Genomic DNA, 11,751 nt, shown 5'->3' with positions numbered 1-11,751 from the left:
GAGCGATTGCCGCATGCGCAGTCGGTGGCCGACTACGAAGCACTACTGCCATGGAACTGCTCGCCAGAGATGCCACGGTAAACACAAGGCGCATCTACCGGTAGGTGTGCTTTATGGATCGGATACGCTGAATCGACACGTTATTACTATCTTCTGACCGTGCACTTGCTCACTCATCGCCTAGGAAAGCCATGGCAGTTCAGCCGGCAAGTGAAGGCCGATAACCGGCCGGACAGTCAGCCGAAAAACCATCTTATGGCACTTGATAGGTAGCATTGCGATCTTGATCAGGCAGCAGTAGATGGAGTTATTCAATCTCCGTCTGCTCTCTTCCGATAGCACCCAATAGGTAGCAGCCAGCCGATCCAAGTAGTGCTGAACTTTTCCTCCAGCGAACGGGTAAACCAACGCCGAGCCTTTCCGGTAGTGCGTTTCCAAACGAACGAGGTTGTAAAATCTGGTCGCACAGCTTCGACTGGGCGTGAAACATCTCGAATAACCTCAGCACATAATTGAGCGAATCCGTCGCCGATCTAAATGTGCTTCGTGACCTCTGACACGCCACCATCAGAGAAAAAACGTTCCCCCTGCATTTTCACTTTGAAATCCATATCCCCGGCCTTTTCTACCAGTTCGTTATATCTACAACGTTGATCATTCTTGAGCACGTTGATATCTCGTGCGGGGCAGCCACATTTCCTTGTGAGCAATTTTGCTTTTCTGCTCCGGTGTTTCGCTGGCCTGCTTGAATCCGTTTTTACAATCCAGCCAGCGCTGCAACGCGGCTTCGAATATCGATAACGTTGGCGGTCTCAAGGACCAAGTGCAACACCTGATGTAAGGTGTTGCCATGCCAACGAAGTACACACATCTCAGCACTGAGGAGCGGGTCGCCATCATGGTGATGCAGCTTCAACAACTTACTCTGCGAGCTATCGCGGTTTTACTCAGGCGTCATCCCAGCACCATCAGTCGTGAGATCAGGCGGCACAGCCAACTGGGGCGATACGATTCGGCTCACGCCGCAAGCAGGGCACGAGTGCTACGTCGGTGGGTCAGTTTTGCACCGGTACTGACAGTTACGTGATTTTGGCAAAACTCGACGCACCGACTGCCGATGCAGCTGCTCAAGCCATTATCCGAGAGATGTCGCGGATGGCGCCATCACTGCTGAAAACCATGACGCATGACCAAGGCAGTGAAATGGCCCGTCACGCCGAAATCACGGCCCACACCGGCATGAAGATTTACTTTGCAGATCCGCACAGCCCATGGCAACGCGGCAGTAATGAAAACACCAATGGCTTGCTGCGCCAGTATTTGCCCAAAGGCACTGATCTCTCGCTGGTCACCCAGGAACGGCTGGACGAAATTGCCGACTTACTGAACACTCGGCCACGCCAGACGCTGGGTTGGAAATTTCCGGTCGAAGTACTGGTTGATTACCTTCAGCTATCAGCGAGCAACAAGCTCGATACCATTAACTGACTGTTGCACTTGGAACCTGAGGCCGCCCTCGCGGCAACGCCCCTTCATGCCGGCGGCCAAGCTCGGTAGTCCATTACTGTGTCCCATGACTAACTCGTTGTATCGTTTGATTAGTCGGGCATCTAGCCCAGTCATTTGAAGTCCATGCAGACCTTTTATAGATCAAAATCGGGAGTTGTGTAGATACCTATGCCAAGAACACGGCACAGCTGGTGACGTTATTTGCGCTGTCGGAAATTGGTCCTGGGCGGCATAGCTGCCACCTGACCTTAGGCGCTATCCACAAGGTCATCGCGGCGTTGTCGTTGGAATCGGTGGTGCTGGTACCCCCAGACATTGCCCCGCCGTATTTACCCGCCAGCGCAACAGCCCCGAACACTTGCCGGCCATCTGCGAGGCACTGGCAGGACTCATGCACATCAGCCCTGCAACCTTGGTGGCAGCCAGTACGGCAAACGCTTGTCAGCTATTCGACTGGTAATTGCACGGGAGGCCCTTAATAAAACGAGGTTCTGCTCTGGCGCAAGTCATAGGTTTGCCACACCGTGCGAAATGTATGAGGTAACCTTGGGTAACCTGATCTGCAGCTGGTGACCGAATCCCCAAGCGCTTGAGGTGGTTGTGATGCCCTGCTGCCGCAGGGCATCACAACATCCGCTAACCCTCGGTAATCGTTACCGTAAAAGGCATCATAGCCGCGTCACCGTCTTGTGCGGCGAGTACGTCGATCTGCCCGGTTGCATCGTTGATTGGGGCGCTACCGATGGCCCCGCCGATGAAGAGATTCGCCGATTTGTACGTTTCATCCAAATTGTCCGTAATGATAGAAATGGAGTCATTAGTACCGGCTTGAGTGAGAAGGACGCCATACATATACAAGTCCGATAGCCAGGTTCCCGAGCCACCAATGCCGCTGCCCTTACAGGCACTCGAGCACGACTTACCACCTATGCCGGCGCGGGAGGTAGTTTGCGAGTACTGTTTACCGTCCGGGAAGATGTATTTGACCACCCCCGTCGCCGCCTGTGTGAATGACTCATCGGTGTAAAGCTGGATCCGGGAGACCATCGGGAGGATACCCCAAGCGCCGCCGCTGCTACCGAACGGATACTGCTGGGCGTGATAAACGCCATCAGTGTAACCAGAGCTAGGCGCGCCGCTCATACTCCCAGAAATCTTGATGCCGTTGAGAGAACAGGTCGGGCCGCCAGCGGCCACAACCTGTATCGGGCCGTTGTCTTGGCCGCTGTTGTAAGTTAAGACCCCGGTAGCAGGTTTTGCTCCCGGATATGTCCACGTAAAATCGAACCGCGTGCTAGCCGGGGGAGTGACAGTAAGCGTGCACGTATTGTCCGAGACAACGTGCAGGCGTGCGGTAAAATCAGTGTCCGTGTTGCCCTCGACCGCCGCGCTCGCGACGCTGGCATATCCCGTAAACCCGATACCCGCTGCAACGGACAGTGCGAGAACCGAGAGAGTTCTTTTCGATAAAAAAGTCATATTAGTTTTCATAAATTCAAACCTGAGCTCGCTGCTCCATAGAGGTTCATAGAGTGTTGTGATGCCCTACGCTGCCGGGCACACAACAGCCTGTTACCCTTCGCTGATCGTTACCATAAAGGGCATGGTAGCCGTGTCACCGTTTGCCGCGGCGTCCTTATCAACTTCGCCGATTACAGCGGTGAGCGGATCAGAGCTGATCGCTCCGCCGATGAAGATTTTTGCCGACTTGTAGTTTTCAGCCGCCTTGTCGGTGGTGAACGATACGCTGCCGCCGTTGCCGGCATTATCGGTAAGCCCAAGCCCCTCGAAGTTACCTGAGAAATAAGTATCCGCCAGGTACAACCCTGTCGAATTCAACGTTGAGGTATCGGTACCTAACGTTCCAGCTGCTTTGACGATATTAGCGCTTTGCACTTTCACCAGGCCGGACGCGGTGGTGCCGGTGACCGTCCCCGTCCCCGCCGTGGTGAATGCGTCATCGGTGTAAAGCTGGATCTGCGATACCGACGGGAGGATCGCCCAGGCGCCGCCGCTGTTACCAAACACGTATAGCTGGCTGCGACTCTCGGTGCCATTAATGGCACTAGGGTTAGGTATACCCTGCATGCCCGCAGAAATCTTGATCGTATTAAGGGAGCAGGCCGCGCCGCCAGCTGCTACAACTTTGATAGGATCCGTGACGTGGCTGTTGAGAGCGATGGTCGTAGGAGCCACTGCGGATGTGCGCGTCCACGTCGCATCGAACAACGTGCTATCGGGTGGAGTGACGGTGAGTGTGCACTTGTTATCCGAGATGATGTGCACGGTTGCGGTAAAATCAGTGGATGTGTTGCCCTCGATTGCCGCGTTCGCGACGCCGGCGTACCCCGTGAGCCCGATGCCCGCTGCAACGGACAGAGCGAGAGCCGATAGAGTTTTCTTCGATAAAACAGGCATATTGGTTTTCCTTTAAGTTGAAAGTTCGTGCTTTCTGTCCCCCGGATATTCATGTACGAACACACGGACGAAGTATTGCTTAAAAAATTGTTAACAGAGTGACGCGCCCCTGCCCCAACACATCAGGATAAGGCGTGGTATTTCATTCCAGATGCCTGCCCCCCTAACTAACGGTAGGACAGCTGGAGTGTAAATTTGGCATCAAGTAAATCCTCGACGGGACTGTCTCCTTCATGGCCTGCGGCAAGATGCACTGATACATTAAACGGTATGTTCAGACTCCCACCATTTTTGAGTGTGGCATCCCTATCAAACCAGTATTCTTCCTTATTCAATCTAAAGTATTTATCACTCCCGCTTGTGTTGACCATCACCGGTGAATCCTGCGCCAGTGACAATACTTCCATTCCTTCCTGTGGCGACGTATTCGGCCCAATCGTATAATAATAATTAGTGCTAATAGCATTATCCGAAGTTCGTCTTAATACGCCTCTTTCCGGTTGACCAACCTGTGACTGCGCATTAAATTTCACCCCCAGACCATTAAAGTCGCAGTCACTTAAACTCAACACAAGGCTTTGTTTATTGCCATCGTTGCTATTGCGTGATTGGCCAGTCACGGCCTGAGGCTTGCCAATAATAAAATTCAGCGTGTCATTATTCAGGTGCGCCTGGCAGGAGGGTGCCGTCACCTTTCCACTAATGGTGATGCCTTGCTCCGGTAAAAATGTTTCCGCCATCACCGGAGGTATAGGCCTGCCCCCTAAAATCATCGCAAGGCACAGCACCAGTCTTGGGAAGGCTCTTTTCTTTACGTCCTGAACCCTGAGCGCCGCCAATGCCAAATGTGGATAGTCAATCATAAGACACCTGATACATGCCTTTCGCCACGAGCTGCCCCGCCGTCACATCCTTGCCATTTTTCGCCCGGGCGTAATACGCCTGAAGCGACACCGTTATGCCCTGGGTCAGCGCATCACCACTCGGCGCCGGACGTGGATTGGTCAGTACCAATGGTGACTGTCGGCTCCAGTGCACTACACCCTCTGAATGCTGACCAAATCCTTGGGCGTCATACTTCATCAGGTAGCCAACGCCGGTATCCTGCCCGGTTACCGTATCACGGCCGACCAGAATGGTATCCGGCCCCAGTAAGGAGTCCGAAACACTGCCGGAGGGAATAAACCGCACCCGTATGTTCTGTGTGTTTTGGGAGCAATTGGCCACAACCAACTGAGGCGACGACGTCTGCGTGTCCGTGTAACTCCCAACAGTTACATTTCGCTTAAGCCAGACCTGTGAAATATCCGGCATCTGAAACATCAGACTACTGGCTGTGCTAGTACAGGTCGGTACCGTCAAGTCCGCAGTGACCCGGATGGTATCTTCCTGCACGTACAGCTCTCGCCCCGAGCCATCGTAAAAAGCCGTCACCCGCTTAAACTGGGCGGGTGGCAGCGCAGCCAGACCCGCCCCGGTATCCTGCGACAGACGAACCAGCCCAACACTCAGGCTGCCAGAGGTCGCAAGACGCGCGCCCTCACCGCTGGTTTCCCGCTTCACCGTATTTCCGTTACCGACTTTTACGCTCACGCCAATCCCCTGCAGGCCGCTGGCAAACACGTACCATCCCGCTTCCTGACGAGACTCATCCGCCAGCTTGGTCATCCCGGAAGTTAGCCAGCGACTTTCCCACCGGGTGTGCCCGGTATCGCAGGCGCTGCAGGCCACCTCCGGCAAGCTGACCTCTTGCGAGACGAAAGCCACCTGACTGTTTACCGGTGTTTGTGGTGCCAGCGCCCGTACGCCAAATATCACGGCTACCGGAGAGGTCTTCTGTGCAGTCAGGGTATCGGTGACGGCAAATGCCGGCTTCATAGCCAGCAGACAGCCGCAAATAACGAGTGCCAACCCAGCAGGAACACCAGTTTTTGTAATCCAGGGGAGTCTTCTCAACATGACATTTCCCTCAACTGCACATTGCCGTTACCTGGCTCAAGCGCTGCATATTCTGTCCCGGTGGCAGAATGTAATCCGCCGAGCATTTCCCGTCATCATTGTCAGACCATTGAACCTGGATGCTCCCTTTGTCCGGCAGGCCGGACATGTAAACCTGACCGTTTTCCCCGACGACGCCCGTATGTCGCGTGTCCTCAGGTGTTTTCGCTTTCAGTGACACCACGGCGCCAAACGGAATGCTTCTACCACCGGCACGCTTCAGTTCAAACAGAAGCCTGTATCCCCGGGCGCCTGCGAAGCGCACCCTGACGACGGCGCCGCGCGAGGGGACCGCGTTTTTGCTGCTGCGGTCCAGCTCCACATCTCCAGGAAGGTTTGACATATCCACATTGACCTTATTCAGGTCATAAGGTGTCAGCCCGGAAACTACTGCATACCCTCGCCAATCCGTTTGCGCAGTCCCGACCCGGACACCGCTGATACCTGGCATTTCAATCAAAGCGTTGGCTCCGTCCATCGACAATTGCTTGGCTAATGTGACGCCGTGCTGATGAACCAATACCGCACCACTCATCCCGTATGTCCAGCCGTGATTATTGCCATAAGAGTTATAGCCACCATTAAACGAAGCGTATTGCCCGCTATAACCCAGGCTAGTGTTCCTGCTTTGAGAATCACTCCAGCCCTGTGACACCGAATAATTCAGCCGGTCGTCCAGGGTAGAACCGCTCACGCCTGCCTGCTGGTTCGCTTTCCCGTTATATCGGGAATACGTATAGTTGCCAGAGACGCTACTACCACCCAACCATCTCCCCAACGGAATGGAAACGTTCACGGTGATGCTTTTATCATTACGCCCTGCGTCACCGTTATCCGTCAGGCCACGCCCACCGCTATAAGTGTTATATCCGAGCGACACCCCGATACCGACATCCCGGACAGTGGTGTTGTAGTTTGCTGTATATCCCCGTTGCGTTGACTGGCCGCCCCAATACTCTGTTTGATTTCCGGCCAATGACAGGCTACCGGCCCCTCCCAGGCTACGCGATAGGCTTATCTGATGACTTGCCCGCTGGCTGGTTCCGCCCGTCAGCGGGCCTGGCGTCATCTGTTGCGCGTCACTGAAAGTGTGATAGTTGCGCGAGGCATACCGAGTGGCGGAAAAACCAATGGCTACCCCCCCAAGATCCCTTGACCAACTGAACTGATGTGACATACCTGACTGACGGCCATCGTTACCTGTCAATGGTGAAGTCCGCATCGCTGACATTGCTGAAGTCAACGAAAACGCACCTAACATTCCAGAGTACCAACCGCCCCCTACAGACACTGTTTGGTAATCAGCAGACAGTACAGTCCCTGCAAGCAGGCTAACACTTGCCCCAACACCATATGACGCATTGCCCTGAACAAACTGTGGAGATAAATACCCTCCACCATCTCGATAGGTGCCCGCAGACATACTGTATCCCAGTGCTCCCTTACTCATTAATTGAGGAGCCACAACGGAGGACATGCTAAAGCGTCGCGTACTGCCATCAGCCTCCCGGACTTCTACCTCAACGTCGCCATTGCCGCTTCGGTTAAAATCAACCAGAGAAAAGGGCCCCTGGGGAACGTTCTGCTGGTAAATCACCTTACCGTACTGGCGTACTGTCACCGTGGCTGGTGAGTTCGCAATACCGGTAATAGCTGGCCGAAAACTATTAAACTCTGGGTTTAACATCCCTGAGTCGGACTCCATTTTCATGCCAACAAAGGGAATGGAGTCCACCACACTGCCATCTGATGTTGCCTGCCCTACTGTCAGTTGCCCGCCACGCATCATGGCGTAATCATGCTCGGCGTATAGATCTTGACTGTTCCACTGACCGTCCTCGTTCTTTGATTTGTGCCAAGACGAACCATTGTGAACACGCCACCCAAGCACATTGAGTTGCCCGTTCAGGCTGAGAAAATCACTCCCTGCTTGCTGCCCCTCATTTGTCTGCTGGCTGCCGTTATAGTTGTAGTTCAGCAACAGAGCAGGAATGCCCTCATCCCAACGTGATGGTGAGGTCCGCATCATCGAAGCCGGCGCAAGTGAGGCTTGCGGGACAGTCAACTCCAATATTCTTTTGTTGTAATCAAACTGCTCAGAAGACCAGGGAACCAGAGCGATTACCCCACCCACAGGACACTCTGCAGAATTGAGCGCACCCTGTTTTTCACTTACGGCCTTCTGATTTGCGGTGCCTTGTTTAATACTGACTGGATCCTGACGGGAAGACTGAACCCCCCATTCACTTAACATGTTCGCATTCACGCAGGCATATAGTTTTCCCGGGCTGTCCGGCCAGGAACGGAAGGAGAGCGTAAGACCATCATTAACCACCCGGCCATTCACCTTCACTTGTACCTGATAATCGCCTGGCATCATTCCACCGCGATGAGCAAAGTAACTTAGATCAACATGACTAGACGCCTTGCCATCTGGCATTGACAAAAAATCATTATCGAAGGTGATCGTCTGATCGTCAGCCTGACTTACGACAGGAGGGGACTGCCCGGCACATCCCTTTCGCGCCATCAGCACCAGTGTTACGGCTAACGCGCACAGTGATACTTTACTCATACCATTTTGTGGCAGGATATCCAAAGGTATCTCCGCGCAACCTCTTCCAGCCTTACATTCATGTTCTTTTCCAGAAACATCAGCACTAAAAACAAGACAGTCAGAACGTTTTCTCAGTGACCGGTGTTCTTGCGCCATTATCATCAACGGTCTGATAGCTAAACTGACCATGAGCAACGTTCGAAGGCAACGACAGCGTCCCGAACGGCGACAGCATCGTATCTTTATCTGTTTGAATGGCTTTTCCATCCACAGATATCTGCACCAGCGTGATGTAATATGGCGTCGGATTTTTTACCAAGAGCTCTTTGCCTGAAGCACTGACTGTGAGTTTTCCAGGCAGTGACTTAATAGCGCTACGATCACTTAAAGACGTAGGCCTGTATATCAGCTTGATGCGAGTATTAACCGCAAACTGAAGCCCGCTTTGCACAGACTTCTCATAGCCTTTCTCCCCTTTTTTCGGTGGAATGGCCAAGGAGTTAAGGTAGTAAACAGATTCCTTGTCAGACGGTAGAGAATCGCTCACTTTGTTGACCCGCAACTGCACAGCAGCCTGCGGATCAAGTCGATAAAGTGGCGGAGTTACTATAAACAGAGCTGATAGTTTCTTTTCTGCCAAATTTTGTTTATCTTTATCCGCCAGCTCTTCATAAGGTGACACCCAGAAACGCATCAGCCAGACGTCCTCTGACGATGAGTTGCTTACGGATATAGAAGCTGCGTTTTTTGCCCCATCAAAAATCAGACGGGTCCCCCCCAGAGAAATACCGGCAGCTGAGGAAGCTGTTGTCAGCCCGGCACCACCTATAAGTAGTACAGCAGAAAAAAACAGGCGAGAAAAACTCATTACATAATACTCCTCAGCCGCCCGCTCACTTGAGCCGACAGTTAATATTCCACACAACTACCCCCGCCCAAGAACGGCGCAAATGCAGAGCGGAATACTTAATGAACCAGCAATTCAGACACTTCACGCAGGCAGCTATAGACCACTACAGATCATAGCTACAGTTTAATTAAGGACGGCATGATCCTTGATCTACGCAAACAAAACCCCTCGTCACGTCTCACATACTTAGTCCATATATCTCACAGCCAGACAACCGAACATGCAGGCACTTTGAAATCACCCTGAGAGAGACGTCATACAGAGCACTGTACGCAAACGGATGTTTGTGAGCGAAGGAGCCTGCCGGACTAAAACCCAAAACCAGGTCGCCGGCGCATAATACTGGTGTTTTATTCGGCAAACGGCTTTTCAGCAGAATATTTATTCCATGCACCATCCCTGACTCACCAGCAGGGATTGTCCGGTCAGCGCATGCGTGCCGAAGCCCCTTTAAAAAGCGTATTTAAAACCAAGCATGCCGGCAGTATCCGACCAGCCATTACTTCCAAACTGCTGAGTCAGATTGGTTGCGAGACTCAACTGGGGCATGACATCACACGCAAACGCCTGCGCAACCTTTCGACGATTCACCCTCTGAAAACGCTGATATTCTAAGCCACGTAGCCGGTCAAGCCGGTTTTTCGCTAACGTAGGCTTTCTCGTACGGCCTCTCGTGTGCCAGAACTGCCCAAATTGTTCGTGCCATCTTATTGGCCAGCGCGACGATCACCACATTTGGCGGTCGACGCTTTCTGATCTGCTCAACCCATGAACCGGGATCCTTCGCATTTGCTAGCACGCTGCGTGCCCCGTGAATCAGCAATGTGCGGAGATACGTGTCGCCTCGCTTGCTGATACCCAGCAAATGGACTTTGCCGCCTGATCCCGACTGCTTTGGTACCAATCCGATATATGCGGCGAATTCCCGCCCAGACCTGTACACCTTCACATCTCCCATCGTTGCCACTGCTGCAGTGGCCGTGAGCAATCCGATTCCAGGTATCTCAGCAATGGCCGCGCACGCTTTGTCTTGTTTCATCCAAGCTTTCAGGCGTCGCTCAATTGTCGCGATCTGCTCGTCCGGCCTCGAAAGCGCATTCCACAGTTCTCGCAGAGTGTCGATCAGCATCGCCGGCAGACGCTCGGAGAGACGCTCCAACACGCCGGGCATACCCTTGTCCAGCGCAGCGCGACTCGCGCCCATTACCTCACCGTATTCTGCCAACAAGCCGCGCAACGCGTTGATCTGCATCGTACGGACTTTCACCAGTTGTTGACGCATTCGGTGCATGGCCAGCACAGCCTGCTGACCCTCCGTCTTCACCGCAACAGCCTTACAGGGTTGCTGTACAGCGAGCCAAATTGCTCTCGCATCCGCCGCATCATTTTTGTTACCTATGTTGAACGCCTTGACAAAGCGCGCCGGCATCAGCCTGACTTGGTGCCCTTGCCTCACCAACTCGCGCGCCCAGTGCTGTGAACCACCGCATGCTTCCATGCCAATCAGACATGGCGCACGATTGGCACCATTTTCGCGAGCGCGCGATCTCCACGGCTTCCTGAAGAATCTCGACTTGCATGGCTTGCCATGCCAACGAAGTACACACATCTCAGCACTGAGGAGCGGGTCGCCATCATGGTGATGCAGCTTCAACAACTTACTCTGCGAGCTATCGCGGTTTTACTCAGGCGTCATCCCAGCACCATCAGTCGTGAGATCAGGCGGCACAGCCAACTGGGGCAATACGATTCGGCTCACGCCGCAAGCAGGGCACGAGTGCTACGTCACAAACCGCGCCGTCAGTCTCGCTTGTGCTCTGGCTCTGAGCTGTTCCAAGTGGTCATGGAAATGTTGCGCATTGGCTGGTCACCCCAGCAAATTGCCAGCAGACTACGCAGTATCTGGCCCGACCACCCCGAGCGACATGTGAGTCACGAAACCATCTACCTGGCTATTTATGCCTATCCGCGAGGGGAGCTGAAGCGCCAGCTCATCAGCTACTTGCGCCAAGGTAAGGGCAAGCGCCGCCCGCGAACCCAGAGTGCCACACGTCGAGAGCGCTACCCTGCGGAACTCAGCATTCACCTGCGTCCACCGGAGGTCGACGATCGCCTTGTTCCAGGGCACTGGGAAAGCGACCTGATCATCGGGGCTAATAACCGCTCAGCTGTCGCCACGATGGTTGAGCGCACCAGCCGTTACGTGTCAACACCGGTTGAAAACTGACCCCCCGGTGGGTCAGTTTTGCACCGGTACTGACAGTTACGTGATTTTGGCAAAACTCGACGCACCGACTGCCGATGCAGCTGCTCAAGCCATTATCCGAGAGATGTCGCGGATGGCGCCATCACTGCTGAA

Annotated in this window: 9 protein-coding genes and 3 pseudogenes; 5 read left to right on the top strand and 7 right to left on the bottom strand. The window is 53.7% G+C overall.

All coding sequences use genetic code 11. The features are described 5' to 3' along the window. Positions 1 to 850: 850 nt before the first annotated feature. The 3 genes and pseudogenes from ACZYSM_RS28555 to ACZYSM_RS28545 form a co-directional block, all read left to right on the top strand. Positions 851 to 1,087 carry a helix-turn-helix domain-containing protein gene (locus ACZYSM_RS28555; protein WP_489076942.1) on the top strand — a complete coding sequence of 79 codons (237 nt, stop codon included), beginning with the start codon at positions 851 to 853 and terminating at the stop codon, positions 1,085 to 1,087. After that, a pseudogene (locus tag ACZYSM_RS28550) lies at positions 1,081 to 1,488 on the top strand (IS30 family transposase); the annotation flags it as partial. The gene ACZYSM_RS28555 and the pseudogene ACZYSM_RS28550, both read left to right, overlap by 7 nt. Before the next feature lie 278 nt (positions 1,489 to 1,766). Continuing rightward, a pseudogene (locus ACZYSM_RS28545) lies at positions 1,767 to 1,969 on the top strand (TatD family hydrolase); the annotation flags it as partial. Positions 1,970 to 2,145: 176 nt separating this feature from the next. On the opposite strand, the gene ACZYSM_RS28540 reads toward ACZYSM_RS28545, so the two are convergent. The 6 genes from ACZYSM_RS28540 to ACZYSM_RS28515 all read right to left on the bottom strand — a co-directional run bounded on the left by ACZYSM_RS28540 (position 2,146) and on the right by ACZYSM_RS28515 (position 9,350). Beyond that, positions 2,146 to 3,000, bottom strand: a complete 855-nt coding sequence (locus ACZYSM_RS28540) for a hypothetical protein (protein WP_489076940.1) — start codon at positions 2,998 to 3,000, stop codon at positions 2,146 to 2,148. A gap of 81 nt (positions 3,001 to 3,081) precedes the next feature. Continuing rightward, on the bottom strand, positions 3,082 to 3,927 hold the full coding sequence (locus tag ACZYSM_RS28535) for a hypothetical protein (RefSeq protein ID WP_489076938.1): 846 nt from the start codon (positions 3,925 to 3,927) through the stop codon (positions 3,082 to 3,084). Positions 3,928 to 4,094: 167 nt separating this feature from the next. After that, positions 4,095 to 4,790 (bottom strand): hypothetical protein, encoded by a 696-nt coding sequence (locus ACZYSM_RS28530; RefSeq protein ID WP_489076936.1) that lies wholly within the window; start codon positions 4,788 to 4,790, stop codon positions 4,095 to 4,097. After that, a complete protein-coding gene (locus ACZYSM_RS28525; protein ID WP_489076934.1) occupies positions 4,783 to 5,886 on the bottom strand; it encodes a hypothetical protein in 1,104 nt (367 codons plus the stop codon). Before ACZYSM_RS28525 ends, ACZYSM_RS28530 begins: the two co-directional genes overlap by 8 nt. Before the next feature lie 10 nt (positions 5,887 to 5,896). Next, the gene (locus ACZYSM_RS28520) at positions 5,897 to 8,524 is read right to left on the bottom strand and encodes a fimbria/pilus outer membrane usher protein (RefSeq protein ID WP_489076931.1); all 2,628 of its coding nucleotides are present in this window, start codon (positions 8,522 to 8,524) and stop codon (positions 5,897 to 5,899) included. Positions 8,525 to 8,600: 76 nt separating this feature from the next. Then, a complete protein-coding gene (locus ACZYSM_RS28515) occupies positions 8,601 to 9,350 on the bottom strand; it encodes a fimbrial biogenesis chaperone (protein WP_489076929.1) in 750 nt (249 codons plus the stop codon). 474 nt (positions 9,351 to 9,824) lie between these two features. On the opposite strand from ACZYSM_RS28515, the gene ACZYSM_RS28510 reads away from it, so the two are divergent. Continuing rightward, positions 9,825 to 10,007 carry a hypothetical protein gene (locus tag ACZYSM_RS28510; protein ID WP_489076927.1) on the top strand — a complete coding sequence of 61 codons (183 nt, stop codon included), beginning with the start codon at positions 9,825 to 9,827 and terminating at the stop codon, positions 10,005 to 10,007. Positions 10,008 to 10,020: 13 nt separating this feature from the next. Here the strand turns inward: ACZYSM_RS28510 and ACZYSM_RS28505 are convergent, their stop codons facing one another. Next, positions 10,021 to 11,001, bottom strand: coding sequence for an IS110 family RNA-guided transposase (locus tag ACZYSM_RS28505; protein ID WP_489076925.1), 981 nt, complete (start codon positions 10,999 to 11,001; stop codon positions 10,021 to 10,023). On the opposite strand from ACZYSM_RS28505, the pseudogene ACZYSM_RS28500 reads away from it, so the two are divergent. Then, positions 10,981 to 11,751 (top strand): annotated as a pseudogene (locus ACZYSM_RS28500) (IS30 family transposase); the annotation flags it as partial. The gene ACZYSM_RS28505 and the pseudogene ACZYSM_RS28500 overlap by 21 nt on opposite strands.

The organism is Pseudomonas sp. F220, from assembly GCF_057813935.1.
Note: the sequence above shows the minus strand (reverse complement) of the source record. Positions and strands in the feature narration are given on the sequence as shown.

Bases quoted from the DNA above. Each gene is read 5' to 3' on its own strand.
- ACZYSM_RS28555 (WP_489076942.1), top strand. From the start codon at position 851: ATGCCAACGAAGTACACACATCTCAGCACTGAGGAGCGGGTCGCCATC.
- ACZYSM_RS28540 (WP_489076940.1), bottom strand. From the start codon at position 3,000: ATGAAAACTAATATGACTTTTTTATCGAAAAGAACTCTCTCGGTTCTC.
- ACZYSM_RS28535 (WP_489076938.1), bottom strand. From the start codon at position 3,927: ATGCCTGTTTTATCGAAGAAAACTCTATCGGCTCTCGCTCTGTCCGTT.
- ACZYSM_RS28530 (WP_489076936.1), bottom strand. From the start codon at position 4,790: ATGATTGACTATCCACATTTGGCATTGGCGGCGCTCAGGGTTCAGGAC.
- ACZYSM_RS28525 (WP_489076934.1), bottom strand. From the start codon at position 5,886: ATGTTGAGAAGACTCCCCTGGATTACAAAAACTGGTGTTCCTGCTGGG.
- ACZYSM_RS28515 (WP_489076929.1), bottom strand. From the start codon at position 9,350: ATGAGTTTTTCTCGCCTGTTTTTTTCTGCTGTACTACTTATAGGTGGT.
- ACZYSM_RS28510 (WP_489076927.1), top strand. From the start codon at position 9,825: ATGCGTGCCGAAGCCCCTTTAAAAAGCGTATTTAAAACCAAGCATGCC.
- ACZYSM_RS28505 (WP_489076925.1), bottom strand. From the start codon at position 11,001: ATGTGTGTACTTCGTTGGCATGGCAAGCCATGCAAGTCGAGATTCTTC.